This window comes from Polyangium jinanense, from assembly GCF_028435265.1.
Lineage (GTDB): Bacteria > Myxococcota_A > Polyangia > Polyangiales > Polyangiaceae > Polyangium > Polyangium jinanense.
In genome coordinates this window covers 75,895-99,934 of the sequence record NZ_JAGTJK010000009.1, presented here as the reverse complement: position 1 = coordinate 99,934, position 24,040 = coordinate 75,895, and the positions used below count along the sequence as shown (strand labels likewise).

Genomic DNA, 24,040 nt, shown 5'->3' with positions numbered 1-24,040 from the left:
AGGACAAACGCGCTCACCACGGGAAGGAGGTGAGCGCGTGAGGGGTCCGATCAGGCCTGGGCCACCGGCTCTTCTTCGTCGCTCTCGTCGGCGGCATCATCCGCGGCCGGAACGACGCCCGTCCCGAGCTGCGACAGGATCTGCGTGCGCCACGAGATCAACGTCTGCGCGCGGCGGCCCGCGGTCGAATCCGACAGCCCGCTGAGCTTCACGATGTTCTTCGTGATCGTGTCCTGCGTGGGGGGCTTGTCGGTGAGGATCCCGGGGGCGATCGCGCCGATGATTTCGCTGTCCTGGATCGACTTGCGGAACGACTCGCGCTCCTCGGCGCTCCCGGCCGGGTCATTGCGGAGTGCGTTGCCGAGCTCGGTGGTCCCGAACCCGCCGCCCTCTTCCTCCACGAGGAACCCGAGCACGCGGGCGGTGTGGAGTCCGTAGAGCACGTGGCGGGGGTTGATCCCGGTGCGGTCGGAGACGTCAGCCTTCGATTTCGAGCCATCGGCGACCGCATCGATGATGCGGCGGACGTTTTCGAGGCTGTCTGCTTGCGGAATGTCTTTGCTTTCGAGGCGACGACGAGCGGTCGGCATGTTGAGGGGACGGAGTCTACATGCAGACCGGCGACCTTTCCGCCAAAAATTTGCCCGAACGTGTCGAGCGCGCGCGGAAAGGCCCCCGAGCCGCTGGAACCACGTGACGAGGCTGCCTCCGCGGGGGCATGATCGAAGTTTTTTGGCGCAGTTGACGTGTTTTGGATTACCTGCCTCGCGGGGAAGCGAGGTCAGCGGAGGGCGCGCATGGCGCGGGGAGGGAGACGCGACCGTACGGACGAGCTGATGGAGGCTCGACGCGCCGCATGGTTCGTCCTGTTGCAACTACGGGCCACATGCGCCCGCGCGCGTGGCGAAGGAATTGTTTGGAGGACCAACCTTTTGCGCCGGCGAGCGCGACCGCTCGTCGACGATCTTCACAGCACGAGCGCAGGCCCGTTCATCCGCGTGATCGACTCGCCGCCCGAGAGGCGCAAGTCCCGCACGAACACCGTGTCCGTGTCCGCCGCGTCTTGCCCGAGCACCACCGTCGTGCCCGTCTCCGTCCGCACGACGACCTGATCGAGCGGCGCGAGGAAGCTCCGCCCCTCGCTCGCCGACACCACCCGCAACCAGGGCGCCGTGTCGGCCCCGCGCTTCGCGATCCACGCCGCGATCGGCGTCGCAGGGATCCCCGCCGGCAGGGCCGTGTAGACCCACGGCGCATCCGCGGGCACGTGGAAGGTCGTCTCGGTGGAGCCCGACACGATCCGCACGATCCCCTCCGAGGGCACGAGATGCAGCCGCACCGGGAGCTCGTTCGCCGTGCTGCTCGTCGTCGTGATCTCGGCGGACACGATGCGGCCGCTCACGTCGAGCGTCACGTCCTCGACCACCTGCCGCTCGGCCCCGCTCGCGAGCATGAGGCGCGTCTCGCCATGCAGCTTCTCGATGCCGTCCGGTCCGAGCGAACGCCAGGTTTGACCGGTCGAGCCGCGCTTGCCCGCGAAGGCGTGCGTCGACTCCGCCGTTCCCTTTGATGGTTCCTTCGAGTCCCCCGCGCCCGCGGGTGCATCGCACGCGCTCGTGAGCGAGGCGGCGGCGACGATCGATACGGCGGCAAACAGCATCTGCGAAGTGCGCATCAGGAAGGCCCTCCGTCGGTCCGTTCATGGGGATCGACGGAGAACCCCGGCGCGTGTGACGAAAAAAGTTCAGCGTGTACAGCCGAGCCGCGTCGACCGTTCGCGCGCCTCGTCCGCCGTCACGCTCCGCGGCCGCGCGCGCCCCCATCGATCGAGCACCGTCCGGTACGACGCACACGCGCCGCGTGTGTCCCCCGACGCTTCGAGCGCCTGTCCGAGCCACAGATGCGCGCGCGTGTGCGCGATCGGAAAACTCAGCGCCGAGCAGCTCCCGGCCGCCTGCGTGAGCCAGCGTTTCGCCTCGTCGAGCCGACCGCCGAGCATGAACGTGACGCCGGCCGACGCGCCCACCAGCGTGCCCGGTACGTACGGCGGCAGCGGGCCGTGCTCCGCGAGCGCCTCGAGCGCGTCGCGCGCGTCCTCTCCCTGGATCGTCGTGGCCGCCCAGCCGTGCAGCCACAGATAACTGCGCGCCGCCGGCGTCGCGCGGGACGACCACTCCGCGAGCCACGCGCGCCGCCGCGCCGCGAGCCCCTCACGCGTGATCACGCCCGCCTTCCGCGCCGTCACGAGCAGCGCGGGCGTCGCGTCGTTCGAAAGGGCCGAGTCCTCCGCGCTCGGATCCGGCTCCCACGCGCCCTGACGATCCAGATAGTCGAGCGCCACGGCCCCGGCCTCCGCGTGTTTCCCCGACTCGATCAGGAGCTCCGCGACCGCGCGCGCCGCGATCCCGTGATCGTTGCGCCGCGCGCTGCCCTCCGCTCGCTTTCCGAGCGCCCGCGCGTGTTCGAGCGCCGCCTCGAAGTCACCGTAGAGCGCGGCCTTGCGCATCGCGCCCACGACGAGCACGCGACTCTGCACGAGCTCCGCCGTTCCCTTCGGCAACTCGTTCACCTGTTTGCCCGCGTGACGCAGCGCCTCCTCCACCGTCGCGCTCGGCTCGCCGCGTGACGCGAGCGCGTCGGCGAGCAGCGGGTACGAGAGGTGCGCCTGCGCGCCGCGCGCGATCATCTGCCGCGCCGACGACTCCATCGCGGCGCAACGCCCCGCATACCCTTCGAGGCGCGCGCGGTACGACAGGCACGCCATCGCATCCGGCGCGACCTCGAGGCACCGATCGATGGCCTTCTGCGCCTCGTCGAATCGGCCGCGGTACGCCTCGAAGACGGCGAGCGAGCTGAGCGCCCGGGCGAACTGCGGGTCGAGCTCGATCGCGCGCTTGAGGTGCTGGATCGCCGCTTGAAAGTCGTCGAAGTTGCCGCGGCCGAGCGCCAGGAAGTACCAGAGCTGCGCGTCGCCCGGGTGGTCTTTGATCATCACGCCGAGCCTGCGGCTTGCCTCGGCCCAGTCCGCGGGCTCGCGCTGCACGACCGGCTCGATCGCGTCGAGCAGCGCGCGGTCCCGCGGCGAGAGCGCGTCACTCTTCGCCCGCGCTTGCCGGAAGCTCTCGCGGACGCCGTCGAGGTGCTGCGCCATTCCGATCGCCGCGTACTGCACGTGCGCCGAGGCGAGGGCCGGATCGAGCGTGATCGCCCGCTGGAAATCCGGCCCCCACGAGCCGCCCGCGCGGAACGATTCGAGCCCCGCGCGATAGGCTGCGCGCGCTTCCTCGCTTTGCGACGCCGAGCTCGGCAGATCCGTCGCGACCACCGGCACGAGCGCGTTCGCAGCGGCGACACGCGTGCTCGCCGAGGGCTCCTCCAGCGGCGCCGCGGCCCTCTCGCTCCGGATCTTCGACGCCCCGATCGCCGCGACGAGCATCAAGACGAGCACCACGAGCGCGGCCGGGGCCAAAAAGCGCGTCATCCCCGGCTTTCGTGCGTCGTGATCGAGTGCGAGCTCCTTCGCGATCGCTCCGGCGTTCTCGTACCGCGCGTACGGCTCTTTTTGCAGGCACCGGAGCGCCACGCGTTCGAGGTCTGGATCCACGCCCGCGCGGATCGTCGACGGCAGCGTCGGCTCCGATCCTTCGATCGACGCGAGCACCGTGGCCGCGTTTTTACCGACGAACGGCCGCTTCCCCGTCAGCATCTCGTAGAGCATCACGCCGAACGAGAAGACGTCGCTCCGCGCGTCGACCGGTTTTCCGCGCGCTTGCTCGGGCGACATGTAGCTCGGCGTGCCGATGATCGCGCCGTCGGCCGTCGCGACCGACACCGGATCGATCTCCATGTGCGTCGCTTTCGCCAGCCCGAAATCGAGCAGGATCACCCGGCCATCGGCCTCGATCATCACGTTCTCGGGCTTCATGTCCCGATGCACGAGGCCACGACCGTGCGCCTTCGCGAGCGCGCGGGCGAGGTCCCTCGCGACGCGTCGCGCCTCGTCGAGCGGCAGCGCCGGCGCGTCCTTCGGCCTCGCGTCGAGCCGCTCGCGCAGCGTCGATCCGCGCACCCGCTCCATCGCGATGAACGCCCGACCGCAATCCTCGCCGACGTCGTAGATCGCCACGACACCCGCGTGCCCAAGCGCTGCGGCTGCGCGCGCCTCGCGCAAGAGGCGACGCTTGCGCTCCTCGTCCTCCGACAGGAGCACCTTCAGCGCGACTTCGCGGCCGAGTGTCGGATCCGTCGCGGCGAACACCACGCCCATGCCGCCGCGACCGATCTCTTCGCGCACGACGAATCGCCCCACGCGCTCGCCCGGTCGTGGCAACGTCGCCGGTGCGCCCGGCGCGCTCCGTGAAGGGATCCGTGCGATTTTCGCCAGGAAAGGATCAGGCGTGATCGCCCCGTCGCCGTCTTCGGACGAGGACGACAGGGACGTGTCGTCTTCGTCGTCGTCGACGTCCCGCCGCACGTCACTCGTGCGTCCGGACAAGGGCTCGCCTGGCATGGACCGCCGCGAGCATACCATCCGCGAGCGCCGTTTCGCGCGGGAGAGCACTTCCCAAGCGCCGGCGGGGCGGGCAAGATGACCGTGCCCGCGCGCTGCCCCAAGGCTCGGGCCTCACGTCGCATGGACGCGGACAAAAGGCGCACAATCGATGCAGACATCCGCCGCCTCGCCGAGGGCGGGGACATCGGCGCCGCCACGTCCGTCGCCTTGCGCGCCTACGGCCCCGAGATCTTCGAGTTCGTCGCGGCGCTCCACCGCAACGAGACCGACGCCGCGGAGGTATTCTCCCTTTTCGCCGAGAAGCTCTGGAAAAGCCTGCCGAGTTTTCGCTGGGACGCCTCCTTCCGCACCTGGGCGTATGCCGTGGCGCGCACGTCGTCCCTCGATTTTCGCCGCGCCGAGAAGCGCCGCGCCGCGCGGGTCGTGCCCTTGCCGGAGGGCTCTCAGCTTTCGGCGATCGAGGCCGAGGTCCGCACCGTCACGCGCTCGTACCTCCGCACCGAGCGACGCGATCGTTTCGCCGAGCTCCGGGCGCGCCTGCCGCCCGAGGAGCAGGAACTCCTCATGCTGCGCGTCGATCGACAGCTCTCGTGGGACGACCTCGCCGTCGTGCTCCACGGCGAGGACGCGCCGCCGCTCGGGGCGGACGAACGCAAACGTGTCGCCGCGCGCCTGCGCAAGCGCTTCCAGCACCTCAAGGAAAAGCTCTACGAGATGGGGCGGCGCGAGGGGCTCGTCGGGGATGACAGCTAGCGAAGAAAGGTCTTTCGCGCCGCGCCCTCGCCTGCTATCGCACGCGGCGAGATGAGCCGCATCTACCGCACCCTTCCTCCGCCGGGCACTGCGCTCGGCATTGCATTCTCCGGGGGCCTCGACACGCGCACGGCCGTGGCCTGGCTCTCGCGCCAGGGCCTCCGCGTCCATTGTTATACCGCCGATCTCGGCCAGCCGGACGAGAAGACCCCGGCGGACATCCCGCCCGTCGCGCTCACGCACGGCGCCGCGGCGGCGCGGCTCGTCGATTGCCGCGAGTCCATGGCGCGGGAAGGCATCATCGCCATCCAGTGCGGCGCGTTCCACCTCTCGACCGCCGGCCGCAAATATTACAATACGACGCCCCTCGGCCGCGCCGTCACCTCGACGGCCATCGTCCGCGCGATGCGCGAGGAGGGCGTGCACGTCTTTGGCGACGGCAGCACGCACAAGGGCAACGACATCCAGCGGTTTTACCGTTATGGCGTGCTCGTCGATCCCGAGCTCAAGATCTACAAGCCCTGGCTCGACCAGAAGTTCGTCGACGCCTTCGGTGGCCGCACCGAGATGGCCCAGTATCTCGATTCGATCGGCATGCCGTACCCGATGGGCACCGAGAAGGCGTACAGCACCGACGCGAACGTCCTCGGCGCGACGCACGAGGCGAAGGACCTCGAGTTCCTCGACAAGGGCATGACGATCGTGAACCCCATCATGGGCGTGCCGTTCTGGCGCTCGGACGTCGCGATCGCCGAGGAGGAGGTCACGGTCGAATACGCCGAGGGCGTGCCCGTCGCGCTGAACGGCGCACGATTCTCGTCGCTGTTCTCCCTCATCGTCGCGGCGAACGAAATCGGCGGGCGGCATGGACTCGGGATGAGTGATCAGATCGAGAATCGCGTCATCGGCGCGAAGAGCCGCGGCATTTACGAGGCGCCCGGCATGGCGCTGCTCCACATCGCCTACGAGCGCCTGCTCTCCGCGACGCACAACGAGGACACGACCGACCTCTACGTCACGCTCGGCCGCCGCCTCGGCCGCCTCCTCTACGAGGGCAAGTGGTACGACCCCGAGGCGATGATGCTGAAGGAGTCGCTCGCCCGCTGGGTCGCGACGCCGATCAGCGGCATCGTGCGCCTCTCGCTCCGCCGCGGCGACGATTACACGATCCTCGAGACCCGCGCGGAGAAGAGCGCGTATGCGCCCGAGAAACTCTCCATGGAGAAGACCGAGGCCGCGTTCACGCCCGAGGATCGCATCGGCGCCCTGGAGATCCAGAACCTCGCCGTCTCGGACAACCGCACCCTCCTGCTCCATTATGCCGATCGTCTCGGCCGCCTCACCGGTCCTTCGGCGTCGTCCTTCGGCGACGTCCTCGGCGAGGGGGAGGGCGGGCCGAAGCGCCTCTCCTGAGGGGATACGGCGCCGCTTGTCGCCGCGCGGGCGTGTTGGTAGCTTCACCTGTCCTCGATGCTGCTGCCACGCCCCGAGCTCCTCGAACCCGAGACCCTCTTCCACGGCCGGTATCGGGTGATCCGGCCGATCAAGTCCGGCGGCATGGGCACGGTCTACGAGGTCGTCGACGAGAAGACCTCGAGCCGGCGCGCCCTCAAGGTCATGCTGCCGAATCTCGTGTCGAGCGAGGAGGGCCGCAAGCGCTTCGAGCTCGAAGCGCGGGCGACGGGCGCGATCGAGAGTGATCACATCGTCCGGATCGTCGACGTCGGCATCGATCCCGGCACCGAGCTGCCGTTCCTCGTGATGGAGCTGCTCCGCGGTCGCGACCTCGGGGCGATCCTCGATCAGGGCATCCGGCTCACCGTCGAGGACGTGCTCCGTTATCTCGCGCAGACCGCGCTCGCCCTGGACAAACTCCATGCCGCGGGTGTCGTCCACCGCGATCTCAAGCCCGAGAACGTCTTCGTCTCGTGGCGCGACGACGGCACGCCTTGCGTCAAGGTCCTCGATTTCGGGGTCGTGAAGACGGAGGATCCTGTCGTCGCCGGCATCACGACGCGCGGCATCCTCGGCACGCCGATCTACATGGCGCCCGAGCAGGTCGAGGCCTCGCGCGACATCGGGCCCGCGGCCGACATTTATGCCCTCGGCCAGCTCGCCTACGAATTGCTCGTCGGCGAGCCTTACTGGTCCGAGGAGCTCGAGCGCGACGGCTCGCCCATCCTGCTCGCAACCGACATTTCGGGTGGCCCGCGCGAATCGCCGGAGGCGCGGGCCAAGCGCCGCAAGCGCGTCGACCTCCCTGCTGGATTCGATTCCTGGTTCGCCAGCGCGACCGCGAAATCGGTGGAGGCCCGTTTTCCGCGGGCGACGTTGGCCATCGCGGCCCTCACGGATCTCGTGCGCGAGAGCGCGCGGCCGTCGGTGGAGCAGGTTCCATCGGCCAAGCCCAGGTCATCGGCTGCGCGCCCGGCGGCGGCTCCGCCTCCGGCGCGCGAGGTCGCGAAAAAGGGATTTCTGGTCACGGTGGATGGCGCGACGAACGTGGTCCGCGTCGACGTGTGGGGGTTCTGGGACCTCGGGGACGGGAAGGGATACTGGGAGGAATTCGAGCGCAAGACGAGGCCGCTCCTCGGCAAACCGTGGTACGTCCTGGCAAACATCTCGAATTTTCCCCCGCAGAAGCCCGAGGTGAGCGCGTTCGTCGAGAAGACGATGACCCACGCGCGCCAGCATGGCCTCGTGCGCGCGGCGAACCTCATCAGCAGCGCGCTCGGGCGCATGCAGATTCAGAGGCTTTCCGTCGAGACGGGGCTACCGGTGTATTCGTTCTTCACGACGGAGGGCGAGGCATTGCGGTGGCTGCTCACGGGGAAATGAGCGCCGGATCCTGACGTACGCGCGTGAAGGTCTCACGCGGCCTTCGCGCGCATCTCGTCGAACCACGCGCGCGCTTTCGCCTGCGTCTCGAAGAAGCGGTGAGCGATCTTCGCGCCCGTGAGGGAGCTCGTCGCGCGAATGATGAGATCGAGCACCACGCGGACGGGGGCAGGTGCGCCCACGTACGCGACGAAATGCGGGGGGAGGTTCCGGGACCGATCACGCAGCTCGTGCCGCGATCCGGGGCTGAATCCGCCCGCGTCGGAAATGTCGCACAGGACGAAGAGCCGGCCCCGCGCGAGCAATCGTTCGTCCGTCAAGCGCGCGAGCGCCGCCATCTCGCCGGGCAGGATCGGCCCGTGGAACTCCATCACGAGGAGATCGCCGGGCTCGAATCGTACATAGTGCCGGCCGACCCACGTCCCTCGACGCTCATCGGCCGATCGTGCCCGAACGCGCGCGTGGCGTCCAGTTTGGCTCACGTATCACGCGAAAGGGACGGGATCGGGGCGATGGACGCCGCATTGCCTCTCCCTGTGCGTGTAAAGCTGGACAGTCGGGTGCGTCACGCGGTAACATCCCTTTCGCCATGAAGAACCGGAATTCCTTCGTTGGCAGGGGGCTCGAGGGTACGCGGCGGCGCTTTCGCCGGGCATTCCGCGGCGTGACGCTGGTCGAGGTGCTCATCGTCATCGCGATCATGGCGATCATCTCGTCGGGCGCGACGTACCTCGTGTTTCCCGAGTACAAGAAGGCGCGCATCCGGAGCGCGCTCATCGGCGCGTCCGTGATCAAGACGGCGGCCCAGATGTACGTCGAGCTCGATTTGCAAGGCGCCACCGACGATTGCCCGACCATCGAGGAGCTCGTGGTCGCCGGGAAGATCGACGGAAAGAAAACGGACGATCCCTGGGGCGTCCCGTACAGAATCCTGTGCGCAGGGAAGGAGATCAACGTCATCTCCTGCGGCAACGATCGAAAGCCGGACACGGAGGACGACGTATGGGACGATTTCAAACCGGCTGAGCTGGATCGATTGAGCGCCCTTTGATGCGCTCGCCGATGGATCGCTACGCGCCGACGCAGGAACGGCCCAAGGCTCCGCCTTCGAACCTCGTCCCCACCTCAGCGGCCGCCCGCTCGCCCGATTCGAGCGCCCCCTCCATGTAGCCCGTCCATTCCGTCGCCGTCTCGGTGCCGGCCCAGTGGATTCGCCCCGCCGGCTCGCGCAGCGCGCGCCCGGCGCCGGTCATCACCCCGGGCCCCATCACCCCAACGGGACAGCCGCGCGTCCATGCCTCCGTCGACCAGTCGAATTCGACGTATTCGCTCGGTCGGAGCGCCCGCTCGCCGAACATACGCCCGAGGCTCCCGAGCACCACCGCGCGCCGCTCCTCCGGAGGCCTCTCCGAGAAGACACGCGCCTTCTGGCCCACGACAAACCCCAGCAGCGAATGCACCGCGCCGTCGTGCGAGCCATTGTCGAACACGACCGACATCGGCCCCGTGCTCGTCACGGCTTCCCCCGAGAGCCCCGCCTCGCGCCAGAAAGGCCGATCGTAGACCGCGATGCATTTCACCGTGGAGCCCATCGGCATGCGTTGCGTGAGCTGATCCCGCACGACGGGCAGGAGCGGCCTATATTCGATGCGGCCCGCGAGCGCCGGAGGGACCGCGACGATCACGTACTGCGCGCGCACCGCAATCTCGTCCGACGTCACGACCACGCCGCGCCCATCCTGCTCGATGCGCCGCGCCGGCGCGGAGAGCACGACCGCGTCATCGAGCCGCGCCGCGAGCCGGATCGAGAGCTGCTGCGCGCTGCCCACGAAGCGCCGCTCCTGCGCCCCGCCCTCGATTTCGACGAGGCGCATGAGCCCGCCGCCCGCGCGCAGGTACGCGAGGAAATACAGCATCGAGATCTCGCGCGGCTCCGCGCCGAACACCACGCGCACCGCCGCGTCGAAGAGCTCGCGCACGTCGCTGCGCGTGATGAGCTGCCTGGCTGCGGTTTCGAGCGTATCTTCGTCCCACGCCGATGCCTCCGCCGCCGCGAGCGGCCTCCCCTCGGGCAGCCGCGCCGCGAGCGCGTCGAGCTTGCGCAAAGCGAAGTGCAGCGCGACGAGCCCCGGCACCGGCAGCGAGGGAATGGTCCCCGAATACGTCGAGACCCGCCCGTCCCGCAGCAAGACTTTTTGCCCGGAATGGTACGTCGGAAACGTCGCGACCCCGAGCTCGGCGGCGAGGCGCCCCAGGCGGCGTTGCCCCGCGCCGAGCCATTGCCCTCCGAGATCGAGGACACGGCCCCCGATCTCCCGGCCCAGCGTGCGCCCGCCGACGCGATCCCGCGCTTCGAGCACCACGACACGTTTTCCCATGCGGGTCAGCGCGTCCGCCGCCGAGAGGCCCGCGAGGCCGGCGCCGACGATGACGACGTCGGCCTCGTGTTCTTTCTGGAAAGGGGCCATGGCCTCGCCGCTCCGATCAGAGTCGCTCGAGGACGACCGCGATCCCCTGCCCGCCGCCGATGCAGGCGCTGCCCACCGCGATCTGCTTGCCCGTGCGGCGCAGCGTGTGGACGAGGTGCGCCGTGATGCGCGCGCCCGAGGCGCCGAGCGGGTGGCCGAGCGCAATGGCCCCGCCATTGACGTTCGCCTTCTCCAGCGGAATCCCGAGCTCCTTCTGCACCGCGAGCCATTGCGGCGCGAACGCCTCGTTCACGTCGAAGAGGTCGACTGCGTCGAAAGAAATCCCCGCGCGCTCGAGGGCCTTCGGAATGGCGGCCGCCGGGCCGATGCCCATGATCGAGGGATCCACGCCCGCCGACGCCCATTGCAGGAGCCTCGCGAGCGGCGTCCAGCCCTTCTCGCGCGCCTTTTCCGCCGTGGTCACGACGAGCATCGCCGCGCCGTCACAGATGCCGCTCGCATTGCCGGCCGTGACCGTGCCGTCCTTCTTGAAGACGGGCGCGAGCTTCGCCAGCGCCTCCGGCGTCGATTGCGGCCTCGGGTGCTCGTCCACCGCGAACGAGACCGGCGGCGCCCCGCGCTTGCCCGGCAGCTCGATCGGCGCGATCTCGTCCTTGAACGCGCCCGCCTCGTTCGCCGCGGCCCAGAGCTTCTGGCTGCGGAGCGCATATTCGTCACATTCGGCGCGCGAGATGTTGTATTTCGCCGCCAAATTTTCGGCCGTGATGGCCATCGGCGAATTCACGTAGCTATCGGTGAGCGCGCTCCAGAGCGAATCCTCGAGCGCCGGGGCCTTGCCGAACGCGAAGCCTTCGCGCCCGCCGCGGAGCACGTGCGGCGCCTGCGACATGTTCTCGGTGCCGCCCGCGAGCACCACGTCGGCGTCGCCGAGCAGGAGGAGCTGGGCCGCCTGCACGACCGCCTCGAACCCCGAGCCGCAAAGCCGGTTCACCGTGAGCGCCGGGACCTCGATGGGCACGCCCGCCTTGAGGCCGATGTGGCGCGCGCAGTAGATGGCGTCGGCGCTCGTCTGCATGACGTTGCCGACGACGACGTGTCCGACGTCGGTCGGCGCCGCGCCGGCCTGCGCGAGGGCAGCCTTGGCCGCGTGCGCCGCGAGATCGTTCGCCGTGACACCCTTGAGCGCGCCATTCATCGTCCCGAACGCGGTGCGCTTCGCGCCCACGATGACGATGTCCTTGCTGAGCTTGGCCATGTTTTCTCCGTGCATGTCCTGTGAGGGCCGGGAGCATGCGCCGGACTTTCGTGCCGGGCAAGTCCCCTAGAACATCGATCGGTTTGCAACCGCTCGCTCTCGTTCGAGCGCAAGAAATGCGCGAATCACGCGCCGCGGGAGCGTGAACCCTCACCTCGAAAACCGCATGCGGTACTCCATCGGCGACACGAAAAGATGCCGCTGGAACGTCACGCGCATCCGTTCCTCATTGCCGAATCCGCACTGCCGCGCGATCTCGTCCACGTTGCGCGTTGACGTTTCGAGCAGCCGCCGCGCCGCCTCCAGCCGGAACATCTCCACCGCCTTCGCCGGCGTTCGTCCCGTCGTCTGCCGGTAGACGCGCGAAAAGTTCCGCGGGCTCATCCTTGCTTTTTTCGCGAGCAGCTCGACCGTCAGATCCTCGCGGCCGAGATTTTCCGAGATCCAGTGGTGCAGATCGTCGAAGGCTCCGCCGTCTTCGACCTGCGATTGCAACACCTCGCTGAACTGCGACTGCCCGCCCGGCCGCTTGAGGAAAACCACGAGCTCGCGCGCCACCTTCATCGCGATGTCCCGCCCGCAGTCCGCTTCTACGAGCGCCAGGGAGAGATCGATTCCCGCCGTCACGCCCGCCGACGTCCAGACCGGCCCCTCCTGCACGAAGATCGCATCCCGATCGACCTCGACCGAGGGAAAACGTTTCTTCAAGAGGTCACACATCAACCAGTGCGTCGCGGCTCGTTTTCCCGTGAGGAGCCCTGCCTGGGCCAGGAAAAACGTTCCGGTGCACACGGAGGCCGTCCGCCGCGCCCTGCGGGACATTTCGGCGAGCCAGCACGCAAGCTCCGTGGCGCCGTCGAGCGCTTGCTCGATCTCCGGGGCGCCGGGCACGACGATTGTGTCCACCTCCTGGCCCGTGAACTCCGCGACCGGCGACGTATCGAGCTCCACGCCCTCCGCCGCGCGCACGAGCCCGCCTGTCAGGCTCACGGTTCGTCGCGCGTAGCCCGGCCGTCCGACCGCCTCCATGTAGCGCGACGCGGCCCAGAACACCGTCTGTGGCCCGGTCAGGTCAAGCAGCCCCATCCCGGGAAGCGCCACGAACAGCACGAGCCGCGGTTGGCTCACGCACGTTGGCCGAAAATCAGGGGTCAATGGCATTGGCGGCAGGCCCTCCTCGCCATACCAGAGGTAGCATGTCGAAGAAAGTATTGATCGTCGGAGGAGGCTTCGCCGGAGTCTGGGGCGCTCTGGCGGCCGCGCGGCTGCTCGACCAGCAAGGAAAAACCAGCGCGGACGTCGAGGTCACGCTCGTCTCTCCGCAGCCCGCCCTCCACATTCGCCCGCGGCTCTACGAGCCCTCTCCGGAGGACATGAGCGCGCCCCTTTTGCCACTCCTCGATGCGATCGGCGTCCGTTTCGTCGAGGGGTCCGTCGCGGAAATCCGGACCCGCGACACGCAGGTCGACGTGATTGCGACAAACGGCGCGAGGCGCAGCTTGCCTTATGATCGGCTGCTGCTCACCAGCGGCAGCAAGCTCTTCCGACCGCCCGTTCCCGGCCTCTCGGAGCATGCCTTCTCCGTCGATCAGCTGGGCGATGCCGTCGCGCTCGACAAGCACCTCGCGGCTCTCGCCGCCCTGCCCGAGACGCCCGCGCGAAATACGGTCGTCGTCGCAGGAGGCGGATTCACGGGGCTCGAGCTCGCCACGGAGCTGCCCCTGCGCTTGCGACAGGTGTTCGGCGCGAATGCGAAGATCTCGGTGATCATCGTCGAAAGGGGAGGGGAGGTCGGCGGCGGCCTCGGTGAGAACCCGCGTCCCGTCATCGTGGAGGCGCTCCAATCCCTCGGCGTGGAATATCGGAGCGGCATCGCCGTCGCGTCCATCGATGCCGGCGGCGTGGTGACCAATTCCGGCGAGCGCATCGAGGCCCACACCGTCGTCTGGACCGCCGGCATGCGCGCGAGCAGCCTCACGGCCCAGGTCTCTTCCTCGCTCGATCCCCTCGGCCGCGTCGAAGTCACCCCGGACCTGCGTGTCGTCGGCACACCGCACGTTTTCGCGGCGGGTGACGTCGCCCGCGCGCTCACCGACGAGCAGGGCCATTACGCCCTCATGTCGTGCCAGCACGCCATTGCGATGGGCCGTTTCGGGGGGCACAATGTCGTGGCCGACCTCCTCGGCGTTCCCACGCTCGAATACCGGCAGCGGTTTTACGCCACCTGCCTCGACCTCGGGGAATGGGGAGCTCTCTACGCGGAAGGCTGGGATCGCCAGATCAAGCTCACGGCCGCCGCGGGCAAGGAGCGCAAGCGCGCGATCAATACCATGTGGATTTATCCCCCCGCTCCGAACCGCGCTACAGCGCTCGCCGCGGGCGACCCCCTGATCACCTTCGGCTGAATTCAGCGCGGGGGGCGATCGGCTTTCCGGGCCGATCGGAGCCCCCCCCCGCGCTGCGAACGTCAGGGCCGCTCGACCTTGAACGACGGCGACGTCCAGGTCTCCCAGTGCGCCGGGTTGTTCGCGTCGCCGAGCGCCTTCAGCACGCTCATCTTCATCACGTAATTGCCGTTCGGCACGGTGACCACGTTCTTGCCGATCGTCGTGGTCCCATTCCAGGCGAACGAATACGTGCCCGTCGGATCCGCGTTCCGCCCGACGTACGTATACGTGTAGGCGGTGCCCCACGGCTTCTGAAGGCCCGCAGCCTCGACGATGTCGACCTTGATCGTCGTCACCTGGTGCTCGACGTGCAGGGTGACGTTCGGCACGTTGGTCGTCCCCGACATCGTGAAGACAGCGCCCGCGTTTTGCTTGTTGTAGGTCGGCGGATTGGTCGAATTGTTCTGTCGCGACAGCCAGGGGAAGCCCTGCGCCGTCGGGACGAGCGCCACGATCGATTGATAATCACCCTTGAAGCCGATGTACGGCACGCGCAGCGTCGTCGTGCCGCCCGTCTGCGCGAACTTGATGAAGCCGCCGTACACGCCTTGATCGGCGAGGTTCGGGTTCGGCGTGATCGTGACCTCCACCGTCGCCGTGCCGTTCGCCGGGACCGTCACGCTCTGCGCGCTGAAGTCCGCGGTCGGCGGCACGTCCGTCTTCGAGAGCGCCGCCGGCGTGCCGTACGTGCCCACCGACGAGGCGCCCGGCTGGTGCGAGACGTCGTACGTGATGGGCTCATTGCCGTCGTTCTTCAGGGTGATCGTCTGCGTCGTGGGGCCCGTCGTCTCGCCGAGGGCGATTCGGCTCGGCCACACGCTGGCCGTCGTGACCGCGGCCTTGTCGACGCGAATGAGGCCCGCGCCCTGCCGATGCGCGCTGTCGAGGATGCCCGTCGACGGATCGATGCCCCAGAGGAGCGGTTCCGCCGTGTTCTGGAGCCGCGCGCGAATCGCGTCGAAATCGGTCTCGCCCGTCGCCTGGATGAGCAACGCGATCGAGCCCGCCGTGTGCGGCGAGGCCATCGACGTGCCGCTCTGCGAGGTGTACCCGCCGAGCTCCAGCGGATACGTCGAATAGATCGACCCGCCCGGCGACGTGAGGTCCGGCTTGAACGAAAGATCCGGCCCTGCGCCCCACGAGCTGAACGTCGAAATGCGCCCGGCGACGCTGTTCGGCGAGGTGACCGTGTCGTCCGTCCATGTCAGGGACACCGCCCCCGCGCCCAGGCGCTGGACGATGAGATCACCTTCCGCCATCGTAATGCCGACGACCGGGATCCCCACGGGCGTCGTGCCCGCGGGCGAACCCGTGGGAATCGTGACGCCGGGGACCAGCGCGCCGGCCGCGTTGTTGTACACGACGACGGCCGAGGCGCCCGCGGCCTGCGCATTCTTCGATTTCTCGAAGAACGTGCAGCCGCCGCGCTTGATGAGCGCCACCTTGCCCGTGAGGCTCCCCGCCGCCGGCGGATTCACGTTGCACGCGTCCGTGGTAATCGTATTCGCCGTCGCCGTGGCCACGATCTCCAGCGTGCCCGTGAGCGGCGCGGGAGGCACGCCCGTGCCCACGTTGTACCCGAAGGACTTGGCGTCCGGCGTGATCGAAAACGAGAGCTGCGCGACGTGCGTGTTCTCGGCGGAGGCCGAGGCAAAAACGTTTGTCCCGACGCCCGGCGCGCCCGTGGCCCAGACGCCGCGGTCGCCGTTGTTGCCGCCCGAGCAGGAGACGATCGTACCGTTCTTCGAGAGGTTCGACGCCGCCACGGCCGTCGGATACTGCGGCCATTGATACCCGGAGCCGATGCTCATGTTGACGACACGCATGCCGTCCTGCTGCGCCCGCTCCATGGCCTGGATCATGATGTCCGTGCTCGTCGACCCGGCGCAGCCGAACACGCGATACGCGCCGAGCGTGACCTCGGGGGCGACGCCGACGACCGCGCCATTCGCGCCGACGATGCCGGCGACGTGCGTGCCGTGACCGCCGCAATCGTCCGGATCCGCGTCGGGAATGGCATACGCCCCCGCGACGCCCGACTGGAACCCGTCACCGACGAAATCGTAGCCGTACTGGACCCGGCACCCCGGACCAAAGCAGCCGCCGCCGAGATCGGGGTGATCATAATCGACGCCGCTGTCGATGATGCCGACGCGGACATTCGCGCCCGTGAGCCCGAGCTGGCTCCGCGCGATGTCGACGCCCGTCATCGCGATCGCCGTCGCCATGTCCATCTGCGGTCCGCCGTCCTCCGGCGTGTCCTCCTGCTGGATCGGGACCACCGGCCAGACCGACTTCACGCCGGGAATCCGTGCGAGCTCCGCGACGTGCTCGGGCGCGACCCGGATCGAAAGGCCGTTCCACAGCCGGTGGAACGAGAGCCGCTCGGTGTACGAGATGCCCCGCTTTTCGGCCTCGGCCTTGAACACGACCTTTTGCTGGAGGAGCAACGACTCCGACCCGCCGCGCAGGAGCGGCTTCTCTTCGAGCTCCACGAACCAGAACTCGGGGGTCTCGTTCTGCTCGCGCGTCACGACCGACGAGGGATCGTACGCGTCCCCGTTCCCATCCGCCTGTTCCCCGTCGGGCTCTCCGCCGCAAGCCGCGAGCAAGGAGGGCAATGCAAGTAGGTGAATCCAGCGAAAGCGCCTCATGTGTACCTCTTCGGCCGCCGCGTTTGGGGCCCTTTCCAGACCAGTGCCCCCGCCGCAACCGGGCGTCAAGAGGGTGGGAGGACTTGCCGTCGGGGAGGCGTGCCCCATTGCCTTCGAACATGCCCCCGAAAGGGCGGCCGGGGAGGGTGAAAATGCGAATTTCATCGCGGAAGACGCTCTTCGTTGTTTTCGGTTTGCTCGCCGCATCGTCCTTCCTCGCCCCGCGCGCCGCGGTGAGCGACGTTGCCGGCGAGATCACGAACCCATCCGCGGCGGCGCCGGTGCTCGAAGGGATGGGATCGCTCCACTTCCCCATCACCACCAGCGTCCCCTCCGCCCAGCGTTATTTCAACCAGGGCATGACGCTGGCTTATGCCTTCAACCACGCCGAGGCGGAGCGCTCGTTCCTCGAAGCCGCGCGCCTCGATCCCGGCTGCGCGATGTGTTTCTGGGGGGCCGCGCTCGTGCTCGGCCCGAACATCAACGCTCCCATGAGCGACGACGCCGTCCCGCGCGCGTATGCGCACATCCAGCGCGCCCGCGCGCTCGCGACCGCGAACAGCGTCACGCGCCGCGAGTGCGAGCTCATCGAGGCCCTCGCGATGCGATACGCGCCCGCCCCCGTGGCCGATCGCGCCCCGCTCGATGTCGCCTATGCCGGGGCCATGAAGAAGGTCGCCAAGCGCATCCCGGACGACGTGGACATTCTCGCGCTGTACGCCGAGGCGCTCATGGACCTGAGCCCCTGGAATTACTGGGAGCGCGGGAAGCCGCGGGCGAATACCGAGGAGGTGATGTCCGCGCTGGAGCGGGCGATGAAGCTCGATCCGAACCATCCCGGGGCAAACCATTACTACATTCATGTCGTCGAGTCCTCGTCGCACCCCGCGCGTGCGCTCGACGCGGCCGAGCGGCTCGCGGACCTCGTGCCTGGCGCCGGGCACCTCGTGCACATGCCGTCGCACATCTACCTTCGCCTGGGCCGCTATGATGACGCCGCGATCGCCAACAAGCGCGCCATCGTCGCCGACGACAGGTACGCGCCCCTCGCCGATCCCTCGAACATGTACCTCGTCATGTACCGGACGCACAACGTACACTTCCTGTGGGCCGTGTTGGCGCTCCAAGGGAAGTCCGAGGAGGCGCTTCGGGTTGCGCGCTCGATCCCGCGGCGTCTCGGACACGCCGCGCACGGCCACGGCGAACCCATGGCCACGATGGTCGAGCATTTCCTGGCCGCACCCCTCTATGCCCTGGTTCGTTTCGGCCGGTGGCAAGAGATCCTGCATGCGGAAGCGCCGCCCGAGGATCGCGCCTACTCGCGCGGCGTGTACCATTACGCCCGGGCCATTGCGTTCTCCCGGCTCGGCGACGTGAAAGCCGCGGATCGCGAGCTCGCCGCGCTGGAAAAGATTGCGGCGGAGCCCTCGCTCCTCAGGACCACGGTGTCCGGCGTGAACTCGCCGAGCGCCGTCCTGGGCGTCGCCCTCGCGGTCACGCGTGGCGAGCTCGCGGCGGATCGGGGCGATCTCGACACGGCCATCCGCGAGCTCCAATTCGCGGTCGTCCTCGAAGACGAGCTCCGTTACATGGAACCGCCGGACTGGCACCACCCGACGCGGCAGATCCTCGGCGCCGTCCTGCTCCGCGCGCGGAGGGCCACGGAGGCCGAGCGTGTCTATCGAGAGGACCTCGAAAACCTGCCGGAGAACGGGTTTTCGCTCTTCGGCCTCGCCCATGCGCTCGAGCTCCAGGGCAAGGCGTCCGAGGCGGCGAAGGTCCTTCGCCGATTCGAGGTCGCCTTCGCGCGCGCCGACATCCGGCTCGAAGCCTCCCGGTTCTGAAACCTCCTCGCCCCGAGGGGGACGCCTCGCGTCACGAACTTTTCGATGCTCCAAGCCGGTTCGGCTATCCTCGCCCGCGAGGAGGCCTTCGGTGACGAAAACACGCAAGAAGACGCTTGGATGGATCGCCCTCGGGTTGCTCGGGGCGACCTTTGCTGCCTGCGGGGGCGATGACAAACCGATAACGGAAAACCCCCCGACCGCGGTTGATCCGCTGGCCCATTGCCAGTTCGAAACCCCACCGGAGCGCCCGTCCAAACCGGCAAATGCTCCGACGGACGTCAAGGCCGGCTACGGCGCCGCCGTCCTGCCCATGCCCATCGGCACGCCCGTGGGCGGCTACGCCTCGCGCACCGTCGGCCTCGGCGGTGCCAAGCCCGTCGACGACCGCCCCCGGCGCTTCGGCAAGAGCCTCGTGCCCACCGTGGGCATCCACGACGCGCCACGCGCCGAGGCCCTCGCCCTCGAAGCCGGCGGCGAGCGCGTGGTCATCGTCCGCGTCGACGCGCCGCTCCTCAACGAGAACACACTCTTCGAGCTCGAATCAAAGGTCGCCCCCGACGGCTCCATGCGCGGCCGCATCATCATGACCGCCTCGCATAGCCACGCCGCCTGGGCCGGCTACCAGCCGAGCTTCATCCTCATGCCCGGCGTCGATCGCCCGAAATCCGCGCTCGCCGAGCGCGCCATCGCCGCCATGGCCGACGCCATCGAGCAGGCGCTCGGCGGGCTCGCCCCCGCGAAGATCGGCGTCACGGTCGAGAAGGACTTCGACCCGAACGACGAGGTCAACCGCGACCGGCGCGGCGAAAACAACATGCTCCCCGGGCCCGACGGCAACGACGCGGGCAAGCGAAAGGACCCGACGCTCTGGGTCCTGCGTGTCGACAAGGCCGACGGCACGCCCCTCGCGGCCCTCGTCGATTTCCCCATTCACGGCACGATCGGCGGCGGCGACAACCCGCTCGTCTCGACCGACGCCCCCGGCGCCATCGCGCGCGCGCTGAGCGCCGAGCTCGGATATCCCGTCATGCACGTGCAGGGCGCGGCCGGCGACGTCTCGCCCGCGGGCCACGACGGCCGCACCTCCTGTCCGGACTCGCTCCGGTGCCTCGACATTCCGCGCCTGGAGACGCTCGGCGCCCGCGCGACCGAGCTCATCGCGCCCATCATCGGCAGCGTTCAGACCGGCGACAAGGCTGCGTTCGAGATCGTCACGCGGAGCTACTACATCGGCCGCGACGGCGTCGTGAAGCGCCCCGACGGCACCGAGCTCCGCTACGCGCCGTACGATCCGAACGTCGAGGAGTACGTGCCCGACGGCGTCTTCCTCGACGAGAATGGCAAGGTCAAGAGCCCCATCGACGAGTTCAACACCTACGCCGGCGCGGGCCTGTGCGGCGAGCAGAGCGGCACGGGCGCGATCGCCGGTTTGCCCGGGGCGCTCAGCATGCCGGTCTACGGCTCGTGCCTCGAAATCGCCAAGGGCGGCGGCATCATCTTCGGCCTCTTCGACGTCGGCTCCGACATGCCCCTGCCGCTCTGCGACTCTGTCCGCACGACGGCCGCGGCGTTGCGTATTTCGGGCACGCCGACCGGCGATTACCTCGTCGTCACGGCGCCCGGCGAACCGGTCGCGCCCTGGGCAGCTTATCTTCGTGGCCTTTCGCCCGCGGGCCCCGATCGGACGCTGCTCATCGGGTATGCCGACGATCACGTCGGATACATTCTCACGGGCGAGGATTGGCTCGCGGGCGGCTACGAGCCGAGCATCAACGTCTGGGGCCCGCTCGAAGGCGAGCTGATCCTCGCCGGCGTGCTCGAAGCGGCGAAGCTCGCGTGGACGCCCGAAATCGAGGATCCCGAAGTCGGCAGCTCGCGCTTCACCGCCTGGAAATACCCCGACGAGGCGCCGATCACGAAGCTCGAGACCACCGATCATGGCACGGCGGCGTCCGTGTCCCCCGTGCTTTTCTGGCCGGACACGGTGGCCGCGGAGGTCTCCGTGCCGCAGGTTTCGCGGGCGGTCGGCGCCGCGCGGTTTGCCTGGTATGGCGGCGATCCGGCCATCGACATGCCCGAGGTATTCATCGAGCGGGAAGCGGCGCTCGGCATGTACCAGCCGCTCGCCGACGCGAAGGGCCGCCCGGCCACCTCGTACGAGGGTACGATTGTCACGACGTACTCGCCCGACCCGGTGCATGCGGAGGTGCCCGAGCACCACGTCTACACGGCGACGTGGCAGCCCGTCCCGTCGGACCTCTTCTCCGCGCAGAAACCGATGCTGCCATTCTCGCTCCCGCTCGGGAAATACCGCTTCCGCGTGAAGGGCAAAGCGCTCGCGGCATCCGGCGAGACGACCTACGAGATCACGAGCCCGTCGTTCGAGGTCGTCGCCGCGCCGCTTTCGTCTGCGTCGACCGCGACGCGTGGCGCCTCGTCGATCGACCTCGTGGCAAACCTCGGGACGGCGCCGGGGCTTCGTGCTTTGCGGGTGGGGCCGAGCGATTCGGGCGTGCCGCTGCTCGGCCCGTGGACGGTGACGGTGACGTTCGCGAACAACCAGACGAAGACGGTCGAGGTCAATCCCGACGCCGAGGGCAAGGCCAGCCTGCCGCTCACGATGCAGGAGGCGCTGGATGCGCAATCGGTCGAGATTCGCGACGTGGCGGGCAATGGCGGGACGCTGACCGTTCCTTGATTGTCCCGAGGGGGACGCCTCGCGTCCCCTTCTCGTCCGGGCAAAGCCCGGACGATTCACCCCGAGGCGAGTTCGCTTTGCGATCTCGCAGAGCGCCGAACAGTTCGGCGCTCTAACTCGCGCGCTTCTCGCGCCTCTCGCGCTTCTTCCCGTCGCGCCGCGCCTCCTTGCCGAACTTCTCGCGCGCGTTTTCCTTCAGCTCCTTCGCGAGCTTCTTCACGTCCTTCGCCTCGTCGCGCGTCACCTTGCCGTCTTTGCCGGCCTCCTTCGCGGCGGCGCGGATCGCGGCGGCGCCCGCCTCGAAATCCTTGCGGATCTGCGCCTTCATCGACTCCGGCAGCGGATGCGCGGCGAGGAGCGACTCCATTTGCTCGCGCGCGTGCTTGATCTTTTCCTCGACCTTCTCGTCGAAGCGGGCCGACTCCATGGGGAATTCGCCCTTGCCGTGCTTCTTCTTGTCGACCTTCTCGACCCTCGGCGCCTTGCCCTTCTCCTCGGCGGAGGCGGCGAGCGGGGCGGTCGCGAACACGAAGGCGAGGGCAAACGCGAGGGGGCGAACGAAAGTACGAAGGCTCGACATGGCGGGGCTCCTTTACGGGCGATGCCGTGGTTCGAGCGGAGGAAGAGCACGCGGCATGCCAGGCGTCCGGGCCTTGTGATCCGCGGATTTTGCGAGATCTCGGCCTGCGGAGCAAGCGCCGCACCTGCGGAATTCCGCGCCCGCTGCGGCGCATCGCGCGCACCGGGGCGGCTCGGGTACCGGCGCGACGGGCGCCGAGGGAGGCTGGTACGAGATCGATTACTGCTGTTCGAGTTGCTCGTAAGGCCAACCGGGCGGCGGCGGGGCCGTCGTCCAGCGGAAGTTTTCGGGCTCGAGGATCGATTCGAGATACTCTCGCCATAGCTCGAGGATCAATCGATATGTCGACGCCGTCACGAGGACCTGCATGGCCAGGCGACCCGTCCTCGTGGCCTGGTTCGGCCATTCGCTCGAAATTCGCGCCATCAGCGTGTATTCGAGCTCGATGATGCGGTCGACCGAATCCAGGCGCCGCTGGATCTCCTCGCATCGGACGGCGATGATCTTCTTGTACCAGTCGTGTCCCTCCCTGGTCATCGCGCCCTCCCTTCACGAGGTGATGGCGCGCCGCGGCCCCCCTCCTGGGCAGCCGCGGCGCGCGCATCGGGCTCGTTCACGGCTGTACGGGCGCCGGGGCCGGGGCCGGGGCCCCACCACCACTACCAGTACCGCCCGGCGTGGCCTCGAGGAAGCGGATCGCCCTCCCGGCCTTCATGAAGAGGAGGAGATTCTTGGCGACGACCTGCTCGAGCGTGTCCCGAACCGACTCGTTGACCTCGAGGATCTCGTCCACGGTCGCCGGCGTCACCGGCGTCGGCGTCTGGCCCGGGAGCGTACCGAGGACCCACTGAATCTTCTCACCCTCGGCGTTGAGGATGTGCGAGAGACCCATCTCCTCCATTGCGATCGAGATGAGGACGAGGGACGCGACGTCTTCGCGCTGAAAGTCGGGGAGGTTCGGGAAATTGGGGATATTGACCTGGCTCATGGTTTCTTCCTTCTTATTCGTAATGCCCCGCGGCGTCCGGCTCCCTATGAGCCGTTTCGTTTATCGCTGCGGGCACTAGCAATGACGAACGAGGCGTCGTTTTCGTGAGCAGAGAATCGACGCTCGCGCGTCGTTTTCCCGGACCGCTATCGGCATCCGACGCGGACGGACACGATCGCGTGTCTCGACGATTCCCGTGTCGATTGGCGAATCGATATTGACGGGGCCGCTCCTCCATCGAATCATCGGCAATATTCAACTTACCTGCACGCGCTCGACTGGCGCGTCGCGTCGATTGGGGAGGTTGCTCATGGGGGGGGAGAACCAGAGCTTCACGCGTGCCTCTTTTCAAGAGGCGTGGTCGCAATCCGAGCCACAGCTCCGGAAGCTCTGCTTTCGCTGGACAGGAAGGGATCCCGAGGCCGCGCGCGACGCGCTCGGCACGGTCGCCGTGCTCGCCATGGAGGAGCTCACGCAGCGCCCGGGCGAGATATCGAATGTGCGCGCCTGGCTGACCCGGCTCGCGCGGAACGCTTGTGTCGACATTCACCGGGAGCGCGCGATCAAAAGGCGCGCGATCGAGCGGCTCACGATCGAAGGGGGGATCGAATCGGCGCACGCCGAGTCTCCGGAGGCCGAGCAGATGCGGCGCGAGCTCGACGTGCTCGTAAGGAGGGCCATCGACGGCTTGCCGCCCGGACTCGCAGAGACCGCGAAGCTCCGTCTCGTCGAGGAAGAACCTTACGAGGACATCGCAGGCGAGCTCTCGCTCTCGCCCGAGACCGTACGAAAGCGTATCCAGGACGCGCGAACGCGTTTACGCAACGAGCTCGCGACGCACGTGGAGGAGACGAGGCCCCGCGGAATCACGCGCCGGGTGGAAAGCCGTCTCTCCACACGCTGATGCATACGGCCCGGGCCGGATATGTTTTATACGGCCCGGGCCGGATATGACATTGTCCGACCCATTTTACCTCGACTCCCGCGCGCAACGCGCCTCGGCTTGGTGATAGCTTGGTCGACACTTCTATACACTTG

General features: G+C 68.4%; 19 protein-coding genes. 8 read left to right on the top strand and 11 right to left on the bottom strand.

Going from position 1 to position 24,040, the window contains the following annotated elements:
- Positions 1–50: 50 nt before the first annotated feature.
- From KEG38_RS19570 to KEG38_RS19560, 3 genes are all read right to left on the bottom strand, one after another.
- Positions 51–590, bottom strand: coding sequence for a hypothetical protein (locus tag KEG38_RS19570; RefSeq protein WP_272421230.1), 540 nt, complete (start codon positions 588–590; stop codon positions 51–53).
- A 377-nt stretch (positions 591–967) separates the two neighbouring features.
- Positions 968–1,675, bottom strand: a complete 708-nt coding sequence (locus KEG38_RS19565; protein WP_272421229.1) for a hypothetical protein — start codon at positions 1,673–1,675, stop codon at positions 968–970.
- A gap of 69 nt (positions 1,676–1,744) precedes the next feature.
- The gene (locus KEG38_RS19560) at positions 1,745–4,510 is read right to left on the bottom strand and encodes a serine/threonine-protein kinase (protein WP_272421228.1); all 2,766 of its coding nucleotides are present in this window, start codon (positions 4,508–4,510) and stop codon (positions 1,745–1,747) included.
- A 123-nt stretch (positions 4,511–4,633) separates the two neighbouring features.
- Here KEG38_RS19560 and KEG38_RS19555 point away from each other — a divergent pair, with 123 nt between their 5' ends.
- Genes KEG38_RS19555 through KEG38_RS19545 form a run of 3 tightly spaced genes read left to right on the top strand, consistent with a single transcriptional unit; the run spans position 4,634 to position 8,104 of the window.
- Complete coding sequence (locus KEG38_RS19555; protein WP_272421227.1) at positions 4,634–5,266, top strand: RNA polymerase sigma factor; 633 nt, start codon at positions 4,634–4,636, stop codon at positions 5,264–5,266.
- Between the two features lie 51 nt (positions 5,267–5,317).
- The gene (gene argG / locus KEG38_RS19550) at positions 5,318–6,679 is read left to right on the top strand and encodes an argininosuccinate synthase (RefSeq protein WP_272421226.1); all 1,362 of its coding nucleotides are present in this window, start codon (positions 5,318–5,320) and stop codon (positions 6,677–6,679) included.
- A gap of 57 nt (positions 6,680–6,736) precedes the next feature.
- Positions 6,737–8,104 carry a serine/threonine-protein kinase gene (locus KEG38_RS19545; protein ID WP_272421225.1) on the top strand — a complete coding sequence of 456 codons (1,368 nt, stop codon included), beginning with the start codon at positions 6,737–6,739 and terminating at the stop codon, positions 8,102–8,104.
- 32 nt (positions 8,105–8,136) lie between these two features.
- On the opposite strand, the gene KEG38_RS19540 is transcribed toward KEG38_RS19545, so the two are convergent.
- Positions 8,137–8,478, bottom strand: coding sequence for a hypothetical protein (locus KEG38_RS19540; protein WP_272421224.1), 342 nt, complete (start codon positions 8,476–8,478; stop codon positions 8,137–8,139).
- Between the two features lie 215 nt (positions 8,479–8,693).
- Here KEG38_RS19540 and KEG38_RS19535 point away from each other — a divergent pair, with 215 nt between their 5' ends.
- On the top strand, positions 8,694–9,155 hold the full coding sequence (locus KEG38_RS19535; protein WP_272421223.1) for a type II secretion system protein: 462 nt from the start codon (positions 8,694–8,696) through the stop codon (positions 9,153–9,155).
- A gap of 19 nt (positions 9,156–9,174) precedes the next feature.
- Here KEG38_RS19535 and KEG38_RS19530 read toward each other — a convergent pair whose 3' ends face one another.
- From KEG38_RS19530 to KEG38_RS19520, 3 genes are all read right to left on the bottom strand, one after another.
- A complete protein-coding gene (locus tag KEG38_RS19530) occupies positions 9,175–10,572 on the bottom strand; it encodes a flavin monoamine oxidase family protein (protein WP_272421222.1) in 1,398 nt (465 codons plus the stop codon).
- Positions 10,573–10,588: 16 nt separating this feature from the next.
- On the bottom strand, positions 10,589–11,788 hold the full coding sequence (locus KEG38_RS19525) for an acetyl-CoA C-acetyltransferase (RefSeq protein ID WP_272421221.1): 1,200 nt from the start codon (positions 11,786–11,788) through the stop codon (positions 10,589–10,591).
- Between the two features lie 150 nt (positions 11,789–11,938).
- Positions 11,939–12,916: a GlxA family transcriptional regulator gene (locus KEG38_RS19520; protein ID WP_272421220.1), complete on the bottom strand. Its 978-nt coding sequence runs from the start codon at positions 12,914–12,916 to the stop codon at positions 11,939–11,941.
- 68 nt (positions 12,917–12,984) lie between these two features.
- On the opposite strand from KEG38_RS19520, the gene KEG38_RS19515 reads away from it, so the two are divergent.
- Positions 12,985–14,193: an NAD(P)/FAD-dependent oxidoreductase gene (locus KEG38_RS19515; protein WP_272421219.1), complete on the top strand. Its 1,209-nt coding sequence runs from the start codon at positions 12,985–12,987 to the stop codon at positions 14,191–14,193.
- Positions 14,194–14,255: 62 nt separating this feature from the next.
- Here the strand turns inward: KEG38_RS19515 and KEG38_RS19510 are convergent, their stop codons facing one another.
- Complete coding sequence (locus tag KEG38_RS19510) at positions 14,256–16,889, bottom strand: S8 family serine peptidase (RefSeq protein WP_272421218.1); 2,634 nt, start codon at positions 16,887–16,889, stop codon at positions 14,256–14,258.
- 152 nt (positions 16,890–17,041) lie between these two features.
- Here KEG38_RS19510 and KEG38_RS19505 point away from each other — a divergent pair, with 152 nt between their 5' ends.
- Entirely contained in the window at positions 17,042–18,733 is a 1,692-nt protein-coding gene (locus KEG38_RS19505) for a tetratricopeptide repeat protein (RefSeq protein ID WP_272421217.1), read from the top strand.
- A 91-nt stretch (positions 18,734–18,824) separates the two neighbouring features.
- Complete coding sequence (locus tag KEG38_RS19500; protein ID WP_272421216.1) at positions 18,825–21,434, top strand: neutral/alkaline non-lysosomal ceramidase N-terminal domain-containing protein; 2,610 nt, start codon at positions 18,825–18,827, stop codon at positions 21,432–21,434.
- A gap of 112 nt (positions 21,435–21,546) precedes the next feature.
- Here KEG38_RS19500 and KEG38_RS19495 read toward each other — a convergent pair whose 3' ends face one another.
- The 3 genes from KEG38_RS19495 to KEG38_RS19485 form a co-directional block, all read right to left on the bottom strand.
- Positions 21,547–22,014, bottom strand: a complete 468-nt coding sequence (locus KEG38_RS19495) for a hypothetical protein (protein ID WP_272421215.1) — start codon at positions 22,012–22,014, stop codon at positions 21,547–21,549.
- A gap of 219 nt (positions 22,015–22,233) precedes the next feature.
- On the bottom strand, positions 22,234–22,551 hold the full coding sequence (locus KEG38_RS19490; protein ID WP_272421214.1) for a hypothetical protein: 318 nt from the start codon (positions 22,549–22,551) through the stop codon (positions 22,234–22,236).
- Between the two features lie 76 nt (positions 22,552–22,627).
- Positions 22,628–23,002: an alpha-helical endospore appendage domain-containing protein gene (locus KEG38_RS19485; RefSeq protein WP_272421213.1), complete on the bottom strand. Its 375-nt coding sequence runs from the start codon at positions 23,000–23,002 to the stop codon at positions 22,628–22,630.
- A gap of 310 nt (positions 23,003–23,312) precedes the next feature.
- On the opposite strand from KEG38_RS19485, the gene KEG38_RS19480 reads away from it, so the two are divergent.
- Positions 23,313–23,906 carry an RNA polymerase sigma factor gene (locus tag KEG38_RS19480; RefSeq protein ID WP_272421212.1) on the top strand — a complete coding sequence of 198 codons (594 nt, stop codon included), beginning with the start codon at positions 23,313–23,315 and terminating at the stop codon, positions 23,904–23,906.
- Positions 23,907–24,040 lie beyond the last annotated feature (134 nt).